General features: G+C 62.4%; 19 protein-coding genes. 9 read left to right on the top strand and 10 right to left on the bottom strand.

The genetic code is table 11. The features are described from left to right. Positions 1–107: 107 nt before the first annotated feature. The 3 genes from ACOQOQ_RS01305 to ACOQOQ_RS01315 are packed head-to-tail and all read right to left on the bottom strand — an operon-like array spanning position 108 to position 3,302. Complete coding sequence (locus ACOQOQ_RS01305; protein WP_420568358.1) at positions 108–560, bottom strand: DUF6173 family protein; 453 nt, start codon at positions 558–560, stop codon at positions 108–110. A gap of 4 nt (positions 561–564) precedes the next feature. Then, positions 565–1,608: an MBL fold metallo-hydrolase gene (locus ACOQOQ_RS01310; RefSeq protein WP_420568359.1), complete on the bottom strand. Its 1,044-nt coding sequence runs from the start codon at positions 1,606–1,608 to the stop codon at positions 565–567. Beyond that, on the bottom strand, positions 1,605–3,302 hold the full coding sequence (locus tag ACOQOQ_RS01315) for an acyl-CoA dehydrogenase (RefSeq protein WP_420568360.1): 1,698 nt from the start codon (positions 3,300–3,302) through the stop codon (positions 1,605–1,607). Before ACOQOQ_RS01315 ends, ACOQOQ_RS01310 begins: the two co-directional genes overlap by 4 nt. A 121-nt stretch (positions 3,303–3,423) precedes the next feature. Between ACOQOQ_RS01315 and ACOQOQ_RS01320 the strand changes: the two genes are divergently transcribed. Beyond that, positions 3,424–4,377 (top strand): L-threonylcarbamoyladenylate synthase, encoded by a 954-nt coding sequence (locus ACOQOQ_RS01320; RefSeq protein WP_420568361.1) that lies wholly within the window; start codon positions 3,424–3,426, stop codon positions 4,375–4,377. Here the strand turns inward: ACOQOQ_RS01320 and ACOQOQ_RS01325 are convergent. Beyond that, positions 4,374–4,949 (bottom strand): YqgE/AlgH family protein, encoded by a 576-nt coding sequence (locus ACOQOQ_RS01325; RefSeq protein WP_420569709.1) that lies wholly within the window; start codon positions 4,947–4,949, stop codon positions 4,374–4,376. The two genes, ACOQOQ_RS01320 and ACOQOQ_RS01325, sit on opposite strands and share 4 nt — an antisense overlap. Before the next feature lie 131 nt (positions 4,950–5,080). Between ACOQOQ_RS01325 and ACOQOQ_RS01330 the strand changes: the two genes are divergently transcribed. Continuing rightward, on the top strand, positions 5,081–5,890 hold the full coding sequence (locus ACOQOQ_RS01330) for a protein-disulfide reductase DsbD domain-containing protein (RefSeq protein ID WP_420568362.1): 810 nt from the start codon (positions 5,081–5,083) through the stop codon (positions 5,888–5,890). A gap of 1 nt (position 5,891) precedes the next feature. On the opposite strand, the gene ACOQOQ_RS01335 is transcribed toward ACOQOQ_RS01330, so the two are convergent. The 5 genes from ACOQOQ_RS01335 to ACOQOQ_RS01355 form a co-directional block, all read right to left on the bottom strand. Next, positions 5,892–9,260: an efflux RND transporter permease subunit gene (locus ACOQOQ_RS01335; RefSeq protein WP_420568363.1), complete on the bottom strand. Its 3,369-nt coding sequence runs from the start codon at positions 9,258–9,260 to the stop codon at positions 5,892–5,894. Positions 9,261–9,263: 3 nt separating this feature from the next. Further along, positions 9,264–10,721: an efflux RND transporter periplasmic adaptor subunit gene (locus ACOQOQ_RS01340; protein ID WP_420568364.1), complete on the bottom strand. Its 1,458-nt coding sequence runs from the start codon at positions 10,719–10,721 to the stop codon at positions 9,264–9,266. Positions 10,722–10,820: 99 nt separating this feature from the next. Beyond that, entirely contained in the window at positions 10,821–11,363 is a 543-nt protein-coding gene (gene moaB / locus ACOQOQ_RS01345) for a molybdenum cofactor biosynthesis protein B (RefSeq protein ID WP_420568365.1), read from the bottom strand. 2 nt (positions 11,364–11,365) lie between these two features. Next, positions 11,366–11,980 carry a LysE family translocator gene (locus ACOQOQ_RS01350; protein ID WP_420568366.1) on the bottom strand — a complete coding sequence of 205 codons (615 nt, stop codon included), beginning with the start codon at positions 11,978–11,980 and terminating at the stop codon, positions 11,366–11,368. Then, positions 11,980–12,774, bottom strand: a complete 795-nt coding sequence (locus ACOQOQ_RS01355; RefSeq protein ID WP_420568367.1) for a uracil-DNA glycosylase — start codon at positions 12,772–12,774, stop codon at positions 11,980–11,982. The genes ACOQOQ_RS01350 and ACOQOQ_RS01355 overlap by 1 nt, the downstream gene beginning before the upstream one ends. Before the next feature lie 126 nt (positions 12,775–12,900). Here ACOQOQ_RS01355 and ACOQOQ_RS01360 point away from each other — a divergent pair, with 126 nt between their 5' ends. From ACOQOQ_RS01360 to plsY, 7 genes are read left to right on the top strand one after another with little or no spacing between them, the layout of a single operon-like run. Beyond that, the gene (locus tag ACOQOQ_RS01360; protein ID WP_420568368.1) at positions 12,901–13,857 is read left to right on the top strand and encodes an aspartate carbamoyltransferase catalytic subunit; all 957 of its coding nucleotides are present in this window, start codon (positions 12,901–12,903) and stop codon (positions 13,855–13,857) included. Beyond that, complete coding sequence (locus tag ACOQOQ_RS01365) at positions 13,854–14,405, top strand: hypothetical protein (protein ID WP_420568369.1); 552 nt, start codon at positions 13,854–13,856, stop codon at positions 14,403–14,405. The genes ACOQOQ_RS01360 and ACOQOQ_RS01365 overlap by 4 nt, the downstream gene beginning before the upstream one ends. A 1-nt stretch (position 14,406) precedes the next feature. After that, positions 14,407–14,847 (top strand): hypothetical protein, encoded by a 441-nt coding sequence (locus ACOQOQ_RS01370; protein ID WP_420568370.1) that lies wholly within the window; start codon positions 14,407–14,409, stop codon positions 14,845–14,847. Then, a complete protein-coding gene (locus tag ACOQOQ_RS01375; RefSeq protein ID WP_420568371.1) occupies positions 14,844–15,377 on the top strand; it encodes an aspartate carbamoyltransferase catalytic subunit in 534 nt (177 codons plus the stop codon). Before ACOQOQ_RS01370 ends, ACOQOQ_RS01375 begins: the two co-directional genes overlap by 4 nt. Continuing rightward, positions 15,374–15,841 carry a hypothetical protein gene (locus ACOQOQ_RS01380; RefSeq protein ID WP_420568372.1) on the top strand — a complete coding sequence of 156 codons (468 nt, stop codon included), beginning with the start codon at positions 15,374–15,376 and terminating at the stop codon, positions 15,839–15,841. The genes ACOQOQ_RS01375 and ACOQOQ_RS01380 overlap by 4 nt, the downstream gene beginning before the upstream one ends. Then, positions 15,838–17,118 (top strand): dihydroorotase, encoded by a 1,281-nt coding sequence (gene pyrC / locus ACOQOQ_RS01385; RefSeq protein WP_420568373.1) that lies wholly within the window; start codon positions 15,838–15,840, stop codon positions 17,116–17,118. The genes ACOQOQ_RS01380 and pyrC overlap by 4 nt, the downstream gene beginning before the upstream one ends. Next, positions 17,118–17,723 (top strand): glycerol-3-phosphate 1-O-acyltransferase PlsY, encoded by a 606-nt coding sequence (plsY, locus tag ACOQOQ_RS01390; protein WP_420568374.1) that lies wholly within the window; start codon positions 17,118–17,120, stop codon positions 17,721–17,723. The genes pyrC and plsY overlap by 1 nt, the downstream gene beginning before the upstream one ends. A gap of 42 nt (positions 17,724–17,765) precedes the next feature. Here the strand turns inward: plsY and ACOQOQ_RS01395 are convergent, their stop codons facing one another. After that, entirely contained in the window at positions 17,766–19,136 is a 1,371-nt protein-coding gene (locus ACOQOQ_RS01395) for a glutamate--cysteine ligase (protein ID WP_420568375.1), read from the bottom strand. Between the last annotated feature and the right edge of the window lie 48 nt (positions 19,137–19,184).

Below are 19,184 nucleotides of genomic sequence, written 5' to 3' on the forward strand. Positions count from 1 at the left end.
TTCCAAAGTCAGATCGTGACTAACCGATTTTTTCAAGGCTGTCATCCCGAGAAAACGTCCCCCCGCCCCCCGAAGGGCCAGTTGCGTCAATCCGACCTAGTCCATGCCTAAGTGCCGTTCAAATCCTGGGCCAGACGGAAACCGATGCGCTTGGCCTCGATCTGTTCGGGTTCCTTTTGCAGCGCGCGCAGGATGACGCTCAGCTGGCTGACGTGCTGAATCAACTGGGTTTTCGCGCCGGTTTCGTCGCTGCCATAGAAGGTCACGATGTCCGGGTCGAAATAGCCCATGCCCTCGATCCGCAGAACACCTGCATCACCGCCGGCAAAGCCCATGGCGATCTCGTGTTCGTTGTCCAGCTGTTGCTCGAAGTTCTGGATATACAGAATCAGTCGCTCATAAGCCCATTCAGCAGGGCTTTTCTGCTCGACCGGCGTAGCGGTTATCTCTTCGGGGACATCCGTGTTGCAAGGTGCGGCCGGATCGGCGTGGACCTCGTGACGACGCGGCAATGCATCCCGCTCATGCGCCTCTGCGGCGGTGCTGATTGTATCGTCCACTGTCTTATCCCTTCATCTGCCAAAGCCAGGCCCCGTCCTCGCGTAACGAGCGGCTAACCTCATTGGTTTGATACAGATGATTAAGGTGTGCAACCGCTTCGACAAGGGCCAACCCATAGGTGCCGCCATCAATTTTGCGTTTGAACAGCGGAGGAAAGCAATCGGCGGCGGTCTTGGGCGTGGCCAGATGATCACGCAGACGCCGCAGGCAACCGTGGTGGTTTTCGATCAGCTGGTGCATTCGTGTGGGCAGACCGGTGAACGGCAATTTATGGCCGCCCAGCACCAGGTGCTCCTCACGTGCGAGGGCCTGCAGCCGTGTGCAGCTCTCCATCCAGTCGTCCAGCGGGTCAGCATCAGGTTCGGTGGCGTGAACACCGATGTTGGGGCTGATCGAGGGCAGGATCTGATCGCCCGACAACACCAGATTGCAGTCGCGGCTCCACATCGTCAGGTGTTCAGGCGCATGGCCGTTGCCGATGTGGATATCCCAGTCGCGACCGCCCGCACGGATCAGGTCGCCCTGCTGAACACGCTGATAACCAACGGGTAATTCATGACACATGTCTGCGAAATTGAAGGGCCGCTCGTTGATCCGTTTCTGAAACACCTCGTCAATCATGCCCGCGCGGCGCCAGAATTGCTGCACCTGGGGCGTCACCTTATGCTCTACGTCCAGGATCAGCATCCGAGACATCAGATATGCGGTGCGCGTGGTCCAGAATTCGGCGTCACGAGCGATGAACCAACCTGCCATGCCTACGTGGTCAGGATGGTGGTGGGTCAGGATTACCCGGCCAACGGGCTTACCGCCCAGCGGCCCGGCCAGCGCCTGTTCCCAGATCGCCACGGTTTTTTTCGAATGCATCCCCGCATCGATGATCGTCCAGCTGTCGCCTTCGTCCAGCGCATAGATGTTGACGTGGTCCAACGCCATGGGCAGCGGAAAGCGCAGCCAAAGGACGCCCTCGGCGACCTCGATCGCCTTGCCATGCTCGGGCGGAGCGTCCCATGGATAGCGAATGCCAGTGCCCGCGCTATCCATCATCCGCACAGCTCGTCATTTGTGATGTCGTAAAGGTCCGAGGCCCCGGCGCGCGCGTGCTCCAGCTGTCCGGCATATTGCGGCAGCAGGCGGTTGATATAGAACCGCGCGATCTTGGTGCGGGTGCCGTTGCCGCCCTCGGCCATTGCGGCCTTCAGGTGATAATGCCCGCCCAGAACGCGACCAAAGGCCGTCAGGAAGGGCACGCAGCCGGCAAAGCGAGCGTTCATGTCGGTCTGCGCGACCATCCATTCCACGGCTTCGCGCAGGGTTTCGGTGGCTTGCCAGACAGGCTCGGCCAAGTCAGGCAGCGCGGTGCGCACCTCTTCGGCGTGGGCTTCGATCTCGTCCAGCAGGGCATAGGCGGCCGCGCCTCCGTCCATCATCTTGCGGCCGACCAGGTCCATTGCCTGAATTCCGTTCGTGCCTTCATAGATCGAGGTGATACGCACATCGCGGCTGAATTGTGCGGCGCCGGTTTCCTCGATAAAGCCCATGCCGCCGTGGATCTGCACGCCCAGCTCGGCCACGGCGATGCCGATATCGGTCGAGAAAGCCTTGGCGATCGGGGTCAGCAGCGCGGCTCGGGCCTTCCAAGCCGCATCATCCGTGGCAGTCCCCATGTCCAACGCGACCGAACAATCCAGCACCAAGGAACGCACGGCAAACGTATCCGCCCTCATCGTCAGCAGCATCCGGCGCACGTCGGCGTGGTTGATGATCGTGCCCATCTGCTCTCGCTCTTGGGCATAGGCCAGCGCGTGTTGATAGGCGCCCTCGGCAATGCCCACGCCTTGGGTCCCTACGCCCAGACGCGCGTTGTTCATCATGGTGAACATGGCGGCCATGCCCCCGTGCTCCTTGCCGACAAGCCAACCCTTGGCACCATCGAACTGCATCACGCAGGTGGGGCTGCCGTGGATGCCCAGTTTGTGCTCAAGGCTGACCACGTTCAGGCTGTTGCGCTCGCCCAGAGACCCATCCTCGTTCGGCAGGAATTTCGGCACCATAAACAGGCTGATCCCCTTGGTTCCGGGCACGCCATCGGGCAGGCGCGCCAGCACAAGGTGGCAGACATTGCCGCCGAAATCGTGATCGCCCCAAGTGATAAAAATCTTCTGACCGCTGATCGAGTATGTGCCGTCGTCATTGCGTTCGGCCTTGGATTTCAGCGCCCCCACATCCGAGCCAGCGCCCGGTTCGGTCAGGTTCATCGTGCCGGTCCATTCGCCGGTGATCAGGCGCGGCAGGTACATCTGTTTCAACTCGTCCGAGGCGTGGTGTTCCAGTGCCTCGATCTGGCCTTGGGTCAGCAGCGGGCACAGGCCCAGCGCCATCGCGGTTGCGGTGACCATCTCGTTGCAGGCGGTGTTCATCGCCAGTGGCAGGCCCATGCCGCCGTGCTCTTCGCCTGCGGATACGGCGATCCAGCCGCCTTCAGCCATGGACTTGAACCCCTTGGCATAGCCCTTCGACGTGCGCACGACCCCGTTTTCCAGCACCGCTCCGTCCAGATCCCCATTGCGCTGCAACGGGTACAGGATCTCTTCGGCCATCTTGCCCATCTCGGTCAGCACGGCCGAGGTCATGTCAGCACTTGCCGTGTCAGCAAACCGCTCGGTTCCGGCGACCGAGGCCATGTCGACAACGTTCTCGAAAATAAACTGGTAGTCCTCGACGGGGGCGCGATACGGCATCTTTTGTCTCCTTCTTGCGGGACGGCTTGGCATTCAAGTCATACGCAGTTATTCAAAAATGCGTGCCGAAGAAAGTATCTATCGGTCCGAATGCATCAACCAAAACGCCGCGTCAAAGGCCATGTCTGCCCTCGAAACCCTTATCCTGACCCCCAAGCCGTCGGGCATCGCCCGCGCAGCGGAAACGCTTTCCGCCGGGGGACTGATCGCCCTGCCAACCGAGACCGTGTACGGCTTGGGTGCTGATGCGCGCAATGATCACGCCGTGGCGCGGATTTTTCAGGCCAAGGGTCGCCCGCATTTCAATCCGCTGATCGTGCATGTGGCTTCGGCCCAGGTGGCGCAGCGCTATGTTGAATGGTCGGACACTGCGCAGCAGCTGTCCGACGCGTTTTGGCCAGGGGCCCTGACGCTGGTGCTGCCGCTTAGGGCCGATGCGGGCCTTTCGCCGCTGGTCACTGCGGATTTGCCAACACTGGCGATACGTGTGCCTGCCCACCCGATTGCCCAGGCGTTACTGGAAACCTTTGACGGCCCTGTCGCGGCCCCATCCGCCAATCCTTCAGGCAAGATCAGCCCCACCACGGCGCAGCATGTCATCGACGGTTTGTCAGGCCGGATCGAGGGTATTCTGGACGGTGGCCCCTGCCCCGTCGGCGTGGAATCCACCATCGTGGGCCTGTCCGGCGTGCCGATGCTGCTGCGTCCTGGCGGCGTTGCAACCGAAGATATCGAGGCTGTGCTGGGCGCTCCGCTTGCCTTGCGTGACAAAGCCGATCCGCTCACGGCTCCCGGCCAGATGCTGTCGCATTATGCGCCGGGGGCACGCGTGCGCCTGAACGCCACCGAGGTGGCCGAAGACGAGGTTTTGCTGGGCTTTGGCCCGGTCCCCTGCACGCTGAATCTGTCTGAAACCGAAGACTTGGTCGAGGCCGCGGCGAATCTGTTCCACCATCTGCATGCGCTGGACGCGATGGATCCTGCGGGAATTGCTGTCAGCCCGATTCCAATGAAAGGCCTGGGGGTTGCAATAAATGACCGTCTGGCCCGTGCAGCGGCCCCGAGGGACGCTTAGGCATGTCCCGCGTCCGAGGACAGCATCAACGCATCCACCCCCAGTGACTTCAATGCACCGTCCCATTTGCCCTGGTCGGGCAGGTCGAACACCAGCTCCATATTGGCATCACAGGTTAGCCAGGCATTCTGGCTAAGTTCGTCTTCCAACTGGCCCGGCCCCCATCCCGCATATCCGATGGCCACAAGCGCCCGTTCCGGCCCGCGGCCTTTGGCCAACGCCTCAAGAATGTCCAGCGTCGCCGTCAGGCCAAAGACGCTTTGAACCTTCAAGGTATTGACATTGCTTACATAATCTAGCGAGTGCAGAACAAAGCCCCGGGTTTGCTCGACCGGACCGCCAAAAGAAACATCAAGCTGCCGACTTTCCGGTCCATGGTCGATCGAGAGTTGTTCGAGCATATCCGACAGCGCAACCTCGCCGGTGGGTTTGTTGACGATCAGGCCCATCGCCCCCTCGTCAGAGTGGGCGCAAATCAGCACCACTGATTGCTCGAACCGCGGATCGCCCATGGCGGGCATCGCGATCAAAAGCTTTCCGGTCAGGTTCAGCGGGGCGTTTTCTGTGTCCATCTCTAAAAGATAAGAACCCTCGCCGCCCGGGTCCAGCACCCGCGACACAAAAACCACGGTTGGGCGGTTTGCCACATAAGCTCGCCGGAATGTGAGTTGGAATTGACCGGTTTTTAGCCCACATCGGAAGGATGATCAGATCTGCTCTTATGTTTTCGCTGGCGGCGCTTGGCCTGTCCGCCCCGCTGGCCACCGCCCAATCGGGGACGCAACAGGTTGTTGCGCTTGAGGTGCTGCCCGGTTGGCGCAGTGCCGATGGCACCCATGTGGCCGCCCTTAAGATCAATCTGGCACCGGGATGGAAGACCTATTGGCGCGCGCCGGGGGATGCCGGCATTCCGCCGTTGATTGATTGGTCCGGGTCTGAAAACCTGGCCAAGATCATGCCAGTCTGGCCCACGCCGCTGGTGTTTTCGCAAAACGGGATGACGTCGGTCGGGTACAAGGATCAACTGATACTGCCGATTGTTCTGACACCGAACGAGCAGGGGCAACCCATCGCCCTGTCCGGCCAGCTGCAGATCGGGATCTGCAAAGATGTCTGCGTGCCTGCGGATCTGGGCTTTGATGCCGCGCTACCGCTGGAGCAGCTGCGCGATACCACAATTTCAGCCGCGCTGAAGGACCAGCCTTACACCGCTCAGATGGCCGGGGTTGGGCGCGTGAGCTGCGACATCTCCCTGTCCGAGGATGGTCTGACCCTGTCAGCCAGCGTGCAAATGCCGCCCGCGGGGGTCCATGAATACACGGTCGTGGAAACCTCGGACCCTGACATCTGGGTGGCCGAGGCCGAAACCCAACGCAGCGGCGACACCCTGACCATCCGGACCGAGTTGATCCACATGACCCAGGAAAGCTTTGCGTTGGACCGTTCAGGCTTGCGGTTGACTGTTCTGGGCAGTGACCATGCAGTGGATATCCAGGGCTGCCCTGCCGACTAGGTCAGGCAGTGCGGCGCAGGACCCTCACCAGCAGCGAAACCACATACATCCCCACCACGATTGCCAGGGCGCCTAGCAGGAACAGGCCCAACCCATCTGACGTTTGGGCGGCTGGCAGGTTTGCCAGCGCCGGATGCACCTGCCCGGCAACCAAGGACCAGCCCATGGTCAGGCCCAGCCATGCGCCAAGTGCCAGCACGGACGCGCCCATCGGCACCCACACGCCCCGCACCCTTGCCGAGCGGCGAAGCGCCGTGAAATAGCGACGCAAGTCATGCTGAATCGCAATCAGCGCAGGCACCACGATCAGCACCAGCAGCATTCCGAACCCCAGCCCATAAACCAGCGTGATCACTGTCGGCCGCAGGAACGCCGCCTGTTGCGAGGTCTCATACAGCAGCGGTGCCAGCCCCAACACCGTGGTCAGCGTGGTCAGTATCACCGGGCGCAATCGATCCGAGGCGCCCTCGACAATGGCGGGGATCACGCCGCGTTCGGCGGCATATTCATCGATGGTGGTCACCAGAACGATCGAGTCGTTGATGATGATCCCCGTCATCCCAATCAACCCGACGACGGTGAACATGGACAGCGGCACATCCCACAGAACATGACCATAGATCGTGCCCACCAGCCCGAAGGGAATGATCGCCATCACCACCACCGGGCGCGTCCAGCTGGAGAACACCCACGCCAGCACCAGATAGATCCCCACAAGGCACAGGGTCAGGCCGGTCATGGCGTCGCTTAGAAAGGCGTCTTCTTGTTCGGACAGGCCGGACATGCGCCATTCCACCTGCTTTTCACTGGCGATCTTGGGCAGGATCTCGGTTTCCAGAAGACGGTTGATTTCCTCGGCGCGGGCAGGATCATCCTCGGACACATCCCCGGTGACCGAGATCAGCCGAAGCCCGTTTTCCCGCCGCACCGTCGAAAAGCCCGAGCGGATGTCGACGCTGACAATATCGGCCAGCGGAACATATTCACCCTGACCCGTTCGCAGCTGCATGGTTTCAAGGAAATCGGCGGCCAGTTCCTCGTCAGGCAGTTCCACCCGGATCGAGGCACTGCGCGGCCCGTCTGGAAATGTTGCGGCCTCAAGACCGTTCAGACGGTGCCTCAGCACGCGACCCAGCCCGTCGATGGTAAAGCCCAGCGCCTGCCCTTGCGGGGTCAGCTCAAGGATGATCTCGTCCTTGTCATAGGCCAGGTTGTCCTCGACAGCGGACACTTCGGGAAAGCGCAGCAGCTCTTGTTGCAGGGCCTCGCTGGCCGCTTTCAGCGTTTCAGCACTGGCCCCGTAGAACTGCACGTCCAGCGCCTCGCCGCCGGGGCCTGACCGCCAACCACGGAAGCTGATCGTCTCGACCATAGGATGGCGGCGCACCGCGTCTTGCAGTTCAGCCACAAAAGCGAAACTGGAATACGGGCGCAAGTCGGCGTCGATCAGCTCGATCGAGATGCCACCCAGAAGATCCGCGTCCTTGGTGTCGGCGCCGGGCAAGGGTCGCCCGGCATTTCCCCCCACTTCGGCAATCACATAGTCCAGCGGGTTTGTGCCGTGGCGTTTCTCAAATTCAGCGCCCAGGGCCTCGGTCGCGCGCTGCATTTCGCGCATCATGGCCAGGCTGTCCTCGCGGGTGGCGCCAGGCAGCATCGAGAAATTCCCCGTCACGCTGCCCCGTTCGGGCGCATTGAAGAACCGCCATTGGACGTCGCCGCGGATAAACACCGCCACTTGGCTGGCCAGCAACACAACCGCCAGCGCGATCACGGCATAACGCGCCCGGATCACCGCCGCCGTCAGCGGACGGAACATGTTGGTGCGCACCCAGCGGAACCCCTTGTTCACGGTGCGCGAGGGCCAATCGTACCAGCGCTCTTTGGCGGCATGTTTCAAGGCGTGGGCCATGTGGTTGGGCAGGATCAGGAAACACTCGATCAACGAGGCCATCAGAACCACGATCACGGTAAAGGGGATATCGCGGATCAGATCACCAAACCGGCCGCCCACGGCTGTCAGGCCGAAAAACGCAATAATCGTCGTCAGCGTGGCCGAAAAAACCGGCAGTGCCATCCGCCGCGCAGCCGTTTCTGCAGCACCCGTCGGGCTGTGGCCATTGCGGGACAAGTGATCAGCATGTTCGCCAACCACGATGGCGTCATCCACCACGATGCCAAGCGTGATGATCAGGCCGAACAGGCTGATCATGTTGATGGTCAGGCCGGCGGCATACATCAACGCGATCGCCGTCAGCATCGATACCGGAATGCCTGCCGCCACCCAAAAGGCCGTCCGCGCGTTCAGGAACAAGAACAGAAGGATCAGCACAAGCCCAAGACCCAACAGGCCATTGTCCTTAAGCAGGTTCAAACGCGCCGTGATGGATTCGGCGCGGGTGCGGATCAGTTCGACGCTGACGCCCTGAGGCAACGTGGCCGCCATCTGGTCCGCGACCTCTTGGACCTGCGCCTGGATCTTGATCGCATCCCCGGTGTCGGAGCGGTCCACCCGCACCGAAACAGCCGGGTGATCGCCCACGAAATACACGCGGTTGCGGTCGCTGCCCAACAGGCTGACCTGCGCCACATCCCCCACCGTCAAGGTCGAGCCATCATCGCGGGTGCGCAGCGCGATATCCGCGATCTCGCGGACCGAGCGTTTCTCGACCCCCGTGCGCACGCGCGCATTGCCGCCACTGACATCACCTGCGGGATCGGCATCCACCTCTTCGGCGATGGCAGCCGCGATCTGGGCGATGGTGACGTCATGTGCCATCAGGTTCAGGCTGGGCACTTCGACCATGATCTGGTTAGCAGCGACACCGCGGATGGTCGTGCGGGTGACACCCTCGGCGAAAAGACGCGTGACCAGCTCGTCCGCGAACAGCCCAAGCTGATCGGAGCCCACCGGCCCCGAGATCACCACATCCGTCACCCGGTCGCGCCAAACGCCGCGCTTGACCACGGGGTCATCGGCCTCTTCGGGCAGGGTGGTCACCGTGTCCACGGCCGATTGCACGTCATCTGCGGCGCGGGACATGTCCCAGCCCGGCTCGAACTCCAGCTCGATCCGCGCGATCCCTTCCGAGCTGCGGCTTTCGCTGCTGGCCACGCCCTCGACCACCAGCAAAGCAGGTTCCAGCACCTGTACGATTGCGGCGTCCACATCTTCGGCGCCGGCCCCGTCCCACTTCACGCTGACGGTGACATCATCCAAGATCACATCGGGGAAGAACTGAGCCCGCATCCGCGGCACTGCCGCCATGCCCAGAACGATCAGCACCACCAGCAGCAGGTTCGCCGCCGTCTTGTGCCGGGTAAAATAGGACAGCAGGCCGCCTGCCGCAGGGGGAATGGCGCGGATCATCGATCAGCCCCCCATCCGGGCTTCAAGCCGTTCGACCATTTCAGCGGGCACCTTTTCCTGCTCAAGCCCGCGCAGCAGTCGCGCGCGGATCTCGGCGGGCATGCGGGTGTTGGACTGTACGAAAGCCACCAGTTTGGCGCGGCGCTCGGCGCTGAGCTCCAGCATTTCGGGTTCTTCGATCTGGCTGGCTGCCTCGCCGCGCAGCGGACGCACCTTGATACCGGCGCCCAACAACGGCGAGCGTTGGGTCACGACCTCTTGCCCGGCCAATTCAGGCGAGCGTACCAGCACATCATCGCCTTGTCGACGGATCAGGCGCACCTGCACCGATTGCAGCCGGTCGCCCTCGCCCAGGATCAGCACCCGGTCAGCGGCATCCAGCGCGGTTGCGGGCAGACGCACAACACGTTCTATGGGCGGTTCCTGCACGGCCACGCTTACGAAATCACCGGGCTTCAACCCACGTGCGTTTTCCAGCCGGGCAAAGATCAGACGGCCGGTCTGCCCCTCGCCCACGGCGGCGCTGTCACGGTCAATCTGGCCGCTGGCGGTCAGGTTTTCCCCATAGAGGTTCAGCACGACCGACACGGGCGATTTGGCAAGCTGCCCCCCGTCATCCAGCAACCGCGCGTATTGCGAAGTCGACACCCGGAACGAAACCTCAAGCGCGTTGCCATCCACCAGTTCGGCCAGCACCTCGTTCTGCGAGACAAGCCCGCCGGCGACCACGTCGACATTACTAAGCGTACCGTCAAATTCTGCGTGAATCACCGTGTCGGCCAAGGTGCGCTTGGCCTCGGCCAGGGCAATCCCTGCGCGGCTAAGCTTGGTGGCGGCCTGATCGACGCGCGCCTCGGCCAGGGCCAGCGATTGACGGCGCGAAACCACGGCCTGACGCGCACTTGAGGCTGCAAGCTCGGCGGTTTCCACGGTGGCCTCGGTGGCGACGCCGCGCTCGGCCAGATCCTGCGCCCGTTTGAAAGCGCGCTCTCGCAGGGCAGCCTGTTCCTCGGTCGCGACCAGTTCATCACGGGCAAGGATCAAAGCGCGGGCGGCCTCGCGGGTTTCCAGCTCGGCGTCCTGATGATCAGCTTCTGTGCGTTCCAGCGCGGCCTTGGCGTCAGACGGATCGATCCGCACCAGCACGTCGCCAGCCTTGACCAACCCGCCTTCGGCAAAGCCGTCGGCCAGTTCGATCACCGTGCCACGCACCGCCGCGCGAATTTGCAGCGTGCGCATGGACTGAACCTCGCCATAGGCGCTTAGCTCGGGGCGGACGGTCTGCGGCACCGCTGACACAACGTTCACTGCAAAGACCCTTTCGCGAACCTGAGGGGCGCGGGCCTCGCGGGACATGCGTTTTTCAAGGGCGTCAAACACCATCGAGCCCGCATAGACCAATAGCCCCAGCGTTACGGCCGCCAGGAAAAGACCGGTCAAACTTTGGCGCAAGAATCGCATCTGTATTCACCTATATTTCGGGCCACACAAAGGGCTGACACAGCAACTTAGCGGCTTGTGGCGGATTTCCAAGGCACAAGCCTGTTACGCCGGGCGCGATCACTTCCGTCGCTTATGTTCTTCGAGGCGCGGAAAAATTTCGACAAAGTTGCAAGGCATGTGGCGGTAATCCAGCTGGTATTGCAAGATCTCGTCCCACGCGTCCTTGCAGGCGCCGCTGCTGCCGGGCAGCGCAAACAGATAGGTGCCGCCAGCAACGCCGCCCGTGGCGCGGCTTTGCACCGCTGATGTCCCGATTTTCTGCATCGAGACCATGGTGAACACCGTCCCGAACGCGTCGATCTCTTTTTCATAGACGTCGCGATGCGCCTCGACCGTGACGTCGCGCCCGGTCAGGCCCGTTCCCCCGGTCGAGATGATCACGTCCACTTCGGGGTCCGCGATCCATGTCCGCAGCTGTTCGGCAATCTGGTCACGTTCGTCGCGGATGATCTGGCGGTCGGCCAGAATGTGCCCTGCCCCTTGCAGCCGGTCCACCAGGGTTTGACCGGATTTATCCTGATCCAGACCCCGCGTATCCGAGACCGTCAGGATCGCGATCCGCACCGGAATGAACTCTTTGCTGTCGTCGATCCGCGCCATGTCTATCCCCTCTGCATCAACGCCAAACGCGCCGCCAATGCCACGAATATGCCCGCGCTGATCCGGCCCAGCCATGTGGCAAATCGGGCGTCCCCGGTCAGTTTGCGGCCAATCCCGCCCGCAAAGATGCCGACCAGCCCGTTGATGATGAACCCTCCCACCGACAGAACGACCCCGAAAATCAGGAATTGCGGCAGCACCGCGCCTGCGGGATCCACGAATTGCGGGACAAAGGCCAGCACGAACAGGATCACCTTGGGGTTGGTCAGGTTGACGATGAAGCCTTGGGCAAAGGCGCGGCGGGCTGAAACGCCCTGCACCGATCCACGTGCAGGGCCAGCGCGCAAGGACTGCCACGCCACCCACAACAGGTATGCCACGCCGACCCAGCGGATGAGATCAAACGCGCCGGGCATGGTCGAAACAACGGCGCTGAGCCCTAATCCGGCTGCCAAGGCATGTACGCATCCCCCCATCGCGATGCCTCCGCTGGCGGCGATCGCGGGGCCTGGCCCGCTGCGCAGCCCCTGCCCCAGGCAGAACATCATATCCGCGCCCGGCGTCAGGTTCAGCGCCAATGCGGCGGGGACAAAAGCCAAAAGGGTGATCGGGTCCATTACAGCCCCTCAAGCCGCGCCTTCAGGCTTAGCAAATCCGCCCAAGCCTCGCGTTTTGCATGGGGTTGGCGTAGCAGATAGGCCGGGTGGAACATGGGCAGCGCCGGGGCGCCGTAGGCCTCGGTCCACTGGCCGCGCAGTCGGGTGATGCCGCGTTTACCCAGCCCCGCCTGACACGAAATATTCCCCATCAGAACCACGACATCAGGTTTGACAAGTTCCACATGCTTGCGCAGGAACGGCAGCAGCATCTGGATTTCCTCGGGCTTGGGGTCGCGGTTTTGCGGCGGCCGCCAAGGCAGGACGTTTGTGATATAGACCGCCTTTGAGGCGTCTTCGGAACGACGATCCATCCCGATCGCCTCAAGCATCCGGTCCAGCAACTGCCCGGCGCGGCCCACGAAGGGGCGCCCCTCGCGGTCCTCATCCCGACCCGGAGCCTCGCCAATGATCATCACGCGGGCTGCAGCATGGCCGTCACAGAACACAAGGTTCCGGGCACCGCGTTTCAGCTCGCAATGTTCAAACTGCTGCATAGCGGCGCGCAGCTCGTCCAAAGATCGCACCCGCGCGGCCATATCCTCGGCCACGGAAACCGGATCAATCTTGGGCTTGGGCGCTGGCGGCGCTGGCTGTCCCTTCTTGGGCGCCGGAGCAGCCTTGGCCTGCTGGCGCGCCTCTTCGGCGGCGGCATAGCGATCAATGGGGGTATCGGCCAGCGCCTCGTCTGCGCCCAGCTCGATCTGCCACTCTAGAAGGGCAAGCGCCGTATGATAGTCCATCGCCGATTCCATGCGCCTAACCCTATCCCGGCCCGCGCCCCTGCGAAAGCCAGCAAATCGGGCCTCTGCGGCGCTGCCTTATCTTGCCCCTTGCCATGGCCCCACTTATAAGCAGATCAAGCAATTCTGGAGGCGGCGATGACGTTCACGCAAAAGCATCTTCTGGGGATCGAGCCCCTCCACCCGACCGAGATCACCGCCATCCTGGACCTGGCCGATCAATACGTCGATCTGAACCGGCGCGATGTCAAACATTCCGACGCGCTGGACGGGCTGACGCAGATCAACATGTTCTTCGAAAACTCGACCCGCACGCAGGCCAGTTTCGAGCTGGCGGGCAAGCGTCTGGGCGCGGATGTGATGAACATGGCGATGCAGGCGTCCTCGATCAAAAAGGGGGAAACCCTGATCGACACGGCGCTGACGCTGAACGCGATGCACCCCGATCTGCTGGTGGTGCGCCACCCCCATTCCGGCGCCGTGGACCTGCTGGCGCAAAAGGTGAACTGCGCCGTGCTGAACGCGGGTGACGGCAAACACGAACACCCCACGCAGGCCCTGCTGGACGCGCTGACCATTCGCCGCGCCAAGGGACGCCTGCACCGGCTGAACATCGCGATTTGCGGCGACATCGCCCATTCACGCGTGGCCCGCTCAAACCTGATCCTGCTGGGCAAGATGGAGAACCGCATTCGTCTGGTCGGCCCGCCGACGCTGATGCCCAGCCAAATCGACCAGTTCGGCTGCGAGGTTTATCACGACATGCACGAGGGTCTGCAGGACGTGGACGTCGTGATGATGTTGCGCCTGCAACGCGAACGCATGGATGGCGGCTTTATCCCCTCGGAACGCGAATACTATCACCGCTACGGTCTGGACGCCGAGAAACTGAGCGTCGCCAAGGATGACGCCATCGTCATGCACCCCGGCCCGATGAACCGCGGCGTTGAAATCGACGGCGAGATCGCCGACGACATCAACCGCTCGGTGATCCAGGAACAGGTGGAAATGGGCGTCGCCGTGCGCATGGCCGCGATGGACCTGCTGGCCCGTAACCTGCGCGCTGCCCGCCGCGCAACCGAGGTGATGGTGTGAGCGACCGCATCGAGGTTCCAGCCAGTGAAACAGGCGTCGTGCGCCTGTTCTCGGTGGACCTGCCCCCCGAAGAAATCGACGATTTCGCCGATTTCGAACGCGAGGGCTGGCCGCTGATCTCGGCTTTGGGGATCTATGACCTGAATCCCTCGTACGTTGAGATCTTTCCGGTCAAACAGCTGGATGACATGGGCCTGGCCAACTACCTGACCGAGGCCTACAACATCGAACCCGATGACCTGAAAGACGACCGCACGGTGCTGAATAATATTCGCGGGTATGTGGCGCTGATCTCGTCCCGAGCGTTTCGTGGCAAGGCGCAGACACTGCGGCTGCACCATCCGCTGCGCTGGTTGGGCACATGGTCCGAACCCCGGCCCGAACTGGACCTGGCACCGATCCAGACGGACGCGGCCAAGGGAACCCTGGGCGACATTGGCCCCGACCCGAACGCCCCGAAATTCCCGCGCTGGCTGGGCTGGGCCTTGCCGTTGATCGGCATCGCGCTGGGCGCTCTGATTTTCACGCTGTCCCGGCACGGAGGCTGACATGTACGGTTCGCTGACCCCAAATTACGAACTGCAAGACGGCGAAGAGCTGCTGCTGCAGATCCATTCTGACCGGGCCACCTATTGGCGCGACCATGCATGGATGGCCGCAATTGCGATGGCTGCGGGCATGGCGATCCTGTTTTTCATGGGCAACCCACATCTGTGGACCGGCGCGATTGGCGGGCTAGCGGCGATCGCCGTGCGGGCGTTCTATGTGGCCTCGGACGAGCTGAAGGCCCGCTGGGACCTGACCAATCAGCGCCTGATGGGCCCGCAGGGGCGCAGCGTGCGCCTGTCTGAGATTAAGCAATTCCGCTCGCTTGGATCGGCCCTGCAGGTCATCACCCTGTCTGGCGACAAGCATCTGCTGAAATACCTAGGCGACAAATCCGCCACCCGCGCCGCGATCGAGCGCGCACAATCTGGGGGGCGCGTATGACCACGGGCTGGCAGGGCATCCTGAACGACGGCGAGGAAATCCTGTGGCAGGGACGCCCGGATACCGCGCCTGTTCTGACGCCCTCGGCCTTTGGCAAGCTGATCTTCGGGCTGTTCTTCTCGGGGTTTGCCGTGTTCTGGATGATTGGTGCGGCCTCGACCGGAGGGATCTTCTGGATGTTCGGCCTGATCCATTTCTTTGCCGGGGTCGGCGTCATGGGTAGCGGAGTTTTCTGGCCCGGTATCAAGGCCCGCTACACGTGGTATTCCCTGTCCAATCAACGTGCCTTTATCGCCACCGATTTTCCATGGGCCACGCGCCGCCTTAAAAGCTTTCCGATCACCGCCGGTACATCGCTGTCGCTGGAAGAGGGTAAACTGGACACGGTCCTGTTCGCCTCTGAGGACTACCGTGTCAAAGGCCGCACCCGCACGCACCGCATCGGGTTTCAGCGAATCCGGGACGGGCGCGCCGTCTATAACATGATGCGTGACATCCAGCGCGCCGACCGACAGGAGAGCCACGCATGACGCTATGGTCGCAAACACTGGACGAGGTCGTTTCCACCCATCCCCTGTACGGCCTGACTGCCAAAGGCCCGATGCCCGCTATTCTGGGCGTTCTGGGTGGGTTTGGCCTGTCGATGCGATATGATGCGCCCCTGCCCGGCATTCTGATCGGGCTGCTGTTGATCCTTATGCCCTGGCTGGTCACTCGATTTGTCGACCGCCGCCGCATCCGTTTCCAGATCGCCCAAGGTCAGGCCACCCGTTTTCAGGGCAAGATCGAGCAGGCTCTTTCGTTCGGGACCACTGTCGATTACACCCTGACCCGCGGCCCGCTGCGCCGTGCGCTAAACCTGCCCGGCGTGTTACACCTGAACAGTCAAACGGGCGTCATGCGCAGTTGGAGCCTGACCTGGCCTATCGCCGCCCAGAACATGCCCGCGTTGGACGCGGCCTTGACCCAAGCCCTGAAAGGGGAGACCTCATGACCACGACCCTGATCACCAACGTCCACATGATCGACCCTCAGGCCAGCGCGGTCGAGCATGGCTCGATCCTGATGCAAGACGGCAAGATCGCGGCGCATGGGGCAGAAATCGCGATCCCCGAGGGCGCAAGGGTTATTGACGGGCGCGGCAAATATCTGGCGCCGGGGATCGTGGATATCGGCGTGAAAGTGTGCGAGCCGGGCGAGCGCCACAAGGAATCCTTCAAATCCGCGGGCCAGGCCGCTGCCGCCGGGGGCGTGACTACCATCGTCACCCGCCCCGATACGCTGCCTGCCATCGACAGCCCCGAAACACTGGAATTCGTTACCCGACGCGCACAAGAAGCCGCGCCGGTGAATGTTGTGCCCATGGCCGCACTGACCAAGGGCCGCGAGGGCCGCGAGATGACCGAGCTGGGCTTTTTGCTGGATGCAGGCGCGGTGGCCTTCTCGGATGGTGATCATGTGGTCACAAATACCAAGGTTCTCAGCCGCGCGCTGACCTATGCCAAATCGCTGAACGCGCTGGTGATCGCCCATCCGCAGGAACCGATCCTGTCCAAGGGCGCGGCTGTGACCAGTGGCAAATTCGCGTCGCTGCGCGGCCTGCCCGCCGTCACGCCCATGGCTGAACGCATGGGGCTGGACCGCGACATTGCGCTGCTGGAAATGACCGGCGCGAAATACCACGCCGACCAGATCACCACAGCCCGCGCCCTGCCCGCACTGGAGCGCGCCAAGCGCAATGGGCTGGACATCACTGCCGGGACCTCGATCCACCATCTGACCCTGAACGAGCTGGACGTGGCCGACTATCGCACCTTCTTCAAGGTCAAGCCGCCCTTGCGGTCCGAAGATGACCGTTTGGCCGTGGTCGAGGCCGTCCGCCACGGGCTGATCGACACCATCAGTTCGATGCATACGCCGCAAGACGAAGAATCCAAACGGCTGCCTTTCGAAGAGGCCGCCGCCGGCGCCGTCGGGCTGGAGACCTTCCTGCCCGCAGCCCTGCGCCTGTATCACGCGGGCGACCTGACCCTGCCGCAGCTGTTCCGCGCCATGTCGCTGAACCCGGCTGATCGCCTTGGCCTGCCCGGAGGCCGCCTGACCACCGGCGCCCCCGCCGATCTGGTGCTGTTCGACGCAGAGGCGCCCTTTGTCATGGACCGCTCGAAACTTCTGTCGAAATCCAAGAACACCCCGTTTGACGGCGCACGGATGCAGGGCAAAGTCCTGGCGACCTTCGTGTCCGGCACCCAAGTGTTCGGAGAGCTGTGATGCCCGAGATAACCTCTGCACAAACCGTTCTTCTGCTCTGGGCTGTGATTGGCTATGGGCTGGGCTCGATCCCGTTCGGGATGGTGCTGGCCAAAGTAATGGGCCTGGGGAACCTGCGCTCGATCGGATCGGGCAACATTGGCGCCACCAACGTGCTGCGCACTGGCAACAAACTGGCGGCGTTCCTGACGCTGCTGTTGGATGGAGGCAAAGGCGCCGCCGCCGTGCTGCTGGCCCGTGCCTTCGCCGCCGAGGATGCCGCGCAGCTGGCGGGCGGCATGGCCTTTTTGGGCCACTGTTTCCCCGTCTGGCTGAAATTCAAGGGCGGTAAAGGCGTTGCGACTTTCCTGGGTCTTCTGCTGGGACTGGCCTGGCCGGTTGGCCTGGCCGCCTGCGCGACCTGGCTGCTGACGGCAGCCGTTGTGCGCATTTCGTCCTTCTCGGCCTTGATGGCCGCAGCGATGTCCTCGGTCTGGATGGTGCTGTTGGGCTATGGCCACATGGTGGCGCTGGGGGCGGTGCTGACCTTGCTGATCTTCTGGACCCACCGCGCCAACATCGCCCGCATCCGCAAAGGCACCGAGCCCAAGATCGGCAAAAAGTAACACGGAAAATGAAAACGCCCGCAGATGCGGGCGTTTTTTGGATCAATAGCTGAATTCTTTGTAGATCCGGCTCAGATCACCGTTCCAGTCGCCGTTATACCGCTCCAGAAGCTCATCGGCCGGTGTCATCCCGGTTTCAATGCTGTCTTCCAGTGCGTGCAAGAAATGGCGTTCGTCCTGAACCATGCCGCCCAGACCGCTGCGCTGACGCGCGATCAGACCCTTGCGCGAGATATCCAGCACCTCGGCCGCCAAGTCGATCATCCGACGCCCGCCCACGATAGCTTGCAGGCCGCGCACGCTGGCCTCGACCCGCCAGGCCTCGCGGGTTTCAGTGTCCCAGTGTTTGACCAGACCCCAGGCCGCATCCAGGCTGGATTGGTCATACATCAGCCCCACCCAGAAGGCGGGCAAGGCGCAAATCCGGCGCCATGGGCCGCCGTCGGCGCCGCGCATCTCCATGAATTTCTTGATCCGTGCCTCGGGGAAAATCGTGGTCAGGTGATCCGCCCAATCCGACAGGGTCGGCGTTTCACCGGGCAAGGCGGGCAGTTGACCTTTGAGGAAATCACGGAAGGACTGCCCCAAGGCATCGATATATTTTCCGTCGCGATAGACGAAATACATCGGCACATCCAAGGCGTAGTCCACGTATTGTTCGAACCCGAAGCCTTGCTCGAAAACGAAAGGCAACATGCCGGTACGATCCGCATCCAGATCCCGCCACACGCGCGAGCGCCAGGACTTGTGACCATTAGGCTTGCCTTCAAAGAAGGGCGAGTTGGCGAACAAGGCCGTTGCTACAGGCTGCAGCGCCAGAGCGACGCGGAATTTCTGAACCATGTCCGCCTCGGAGGCGAAATCCAGGTTCACCTGCACGGTGCAGGTCCGGTACATCATCGATTTGCCCATGGTGCCGACGCGATCCATGTAATCGGTCATCAGCTTGTAACGCCCTTTGGGCATCATCGGCATCTGCTCATGCGTCCAGATAGGCGCCGCCCCCAGACCGATGAAGCCAACGCCCACCTTGTCGGCAATGTCCTTCACGTCACGCAGGTGTTCGTTCACCTCGTCGCAGGTCTGGTGGATGGTTTCCAGCGGAGCGCCGGACAGCTCTAACTGCCCGCCCGGCTCCAGGCTGACATTCGCGCCGTCTTTTTCAAGGCCAATCAGCTTGCCGTTTTCTTCCAACGGGGCCCAGCCGTGTCCGTCACGCAGCCCCTCAAGCACTGCCAAAACCGAGCGTTCACCCTCGTAAGGGATCGGTTTCAGCGTATCTTTGCAATATCCGAACTTCTCGTGCTCGGTGCCGATGCGCCAGTCGTCTTTCGGTTTGCAACCGGATTCCAGATACTCGGCCAGCTGGGCCATATTCTCGATCGGCCCGCCGCCGGATTGGGGAATGGACATGTCTCGCTCCGGTCTTAAATCCCTCAGGTCCGGCCAGAATTGAGGGTT

Origin of the sequence: Thalassovita sp., assembly GCF_965218685.1 — a bacterium.
Taxonomy (GTDB): Bacteria; Pseudomonadota; Alphaproteobacteria; order Rhodobacterales; family Rhodobacteraceae; genus Thalassobius.

What these genes read in the sequence shown, in the direction of transcription:
- ACOQOQ_RS01330 (WP_420568362.1), top strand. Translation starts at nt 5,081, where the DNA reads ATGATCAGATCTGCTCTTATGTTTTCGCTGGCGGCGCTTGGCCTGTCC.
- ACOQOQ_RS01340 (WP_420568364.1), bottom strand. Translation starts at nt 10,721, where the DNA reads ATGCGATTCTTGCGCCAAAGTTTGACCGGTCTTTTCCTGGCGGCCGTA.
- ACOQOQ_RS01320 (WP_420568361.1), top strand. Translation starts at nt 3,424, where the DNA reads ATGTCTGCCCTCGAAACCCTTATCCTGACCCCCAAGCCGTCGGGCATC.
- pyrC (WP_420568373.1), top strand. Translation starts at nt 15,838, where the DNA reads ATGACCACGACCCTGATCACCAACGTCCACATGATCGACCCTCAGGCC.
- ACOQOQ_RS01370 (WP_420568370.1), top strand. Translation starts at nt 14,407, where the DNA reads ATGTACGGTTCGCTGACCCCAAATTACGAACTGCAAGACGGCGAAGAG.
- ACOQOQ_RS01355 (WP_420568367.1), bottom strand. Translation starts at nt 12,774, where the DNA reads ATGGAATCGGCGATGGACTATCATACGGCGCTTGCCCTTCTAGAGTGG.
- ACOQOQ_RS01375 (WP_420568371.1), top strand. Translation starts at nt 14,844, where the DNA reads ATGACCACGGGCTGGCAGGGCATCCTGAACGACGGCGAGGAAATCCTG.
- ACOQOQ_RS01325 (WP_420569709.1), bottom strand. Translation starts at nt 4,949, where the DNA reads ATGGACACAGAAAACGCCCCGCTGAACCTGACCGGAAAGCTTTTGATC.
- ACOQOQ_RS01350 (WP_420568366.1), bottom strand. Translation starts at nt 11,980, where the DNA reads ATGGACCCGATCACCCTTTTGGCTTTTGTCCCCGCCGCATTGGCGCTG.
- ACOQOQ_RS01395 (WP_420568375.1), bottom strand. Translation starts at nt 19,136, where the DNA reads ATGTCCATTCCCCAATCCGGCGGCGGGCCGATCGAGAATATGGCCCAG.
- ACOQOQ_RS01315 (WP_420568360.1), bottom strand. Translation starts at nt 3,302, where the DNA reads ATGCCGTATCGCGCCCCCGTCGAGGACTACCAGTTTATTTTCGAGAAC.
- plsY (WP_420568374.1), top strand. Translation starts at nt 17,118, where the DNA reads ATGCCCGAGATAACCTCTGCACAAACCGTTCTTCTGCTCTGGGCTGTG.
- ACOQOQ_RS01360 (WP_420568368.1), top strand. Translation starts at nt 12,901, where the DNA reads ATGACGTTCACGCAAAAGCATCTTCTGGGGATCGAGCCCCTCCACCCG.
- ACOQOQ_RS01310 (WP_420568359.1), bottom strand. Translation starts at nt 1,608, where the DNA reads ATGATGGATAGCGCGGGCACTGGCATTCGCTATCCATGGGACGCTCCG.
- ACOQOQ_RS01335 (WP_420568363.1), bottom strand. Translation starts at nt 9,260, where the DNA reads ATGATCCGCGCCATTCCCCCTGCGGCAGGCGGCCTGCTGTCCTATTTT.
- ACOQOQ_RS01380 (WP_420568372.1), top strand. Translation starts at nt 15,374, where the DNA reads ATGACGCTATGGTCGCAAACACTGGACGAGGTCGTTTCCACCCATCCC.
- moaB (WP_420568365.1), bottom strand. Translation starts at nt 11,363, where the DNA reads ATGGCGCGGATCGACGACAGCAAAGAGTTCATTCCGGTGCGGATCGCG.